1 protein-coding gene is annotated in these 556 nt (G+C 43.7%); it reads right to left on the reverse strand.

Going from position 1 to position 556, the window contains the following annotated elements; all coding sequences use genetic code 11:
* Nucleotides 1-283: 283 nt before the first annotated feature.
* Nucleotides 284-556, reverse strand: a 273-nt coding sequence (locus tag A3750_RS06575) for a HigA family addiction module antitoxin (protein WP_068548115.1), incomplete at its 5' end; no start/stop codon positions are given.

The following is a 556-nucleotide window of genomic DNA, read 5'->3' on the forward strand; positions in this document are numbered from 1 at the left end:
TGAATATTGAAACGAGAGTATAAATAAATAACCAAGAACCAGCTTGGGATGGCGAAATAGCAAACAGAAAAGCCTGCTTTGCTTACTCGATTGACGATAAGCAGTCAGGTTTTACGCCGAACAAATAGACCCACCAAATAGCGGTAAACGCACCACTCGCGATGAGGCTAAATAAGCCAGCTCCTTTATTACTCATAACTTCCCTTAGAGCGTATAACGCCGCTATAAAGGGCAGACAATGAGCAGCATTGGCTGTCCAGCCCAACGCTTGGTTATATTTCTACTACGCAGCTTCAAAAGAAACTGAGTGCACATTGCCCAAATTAATATTTTGCTTTGCCTGCCAAAGGTCGTAGTTATCTTGCATTGCAAGCCAACTCTCAGGAGTGCGGCCGACAGCTTTTGACAGCCTCAAAGCCATTTCAGGCGTAACACCGCTTTGCCCCTTTAGAATACGATTTAGAGTAGATGATGCCACATCTAATTGTTTAGCAAGAAAGCGACAGCTATAACCGAAAGGCTCTAGATATGTAGCTTTAATGAATTCACCGGGATG

This window comes from Oleiphilus sp. HI0079 (assembly GCF_001635105.1).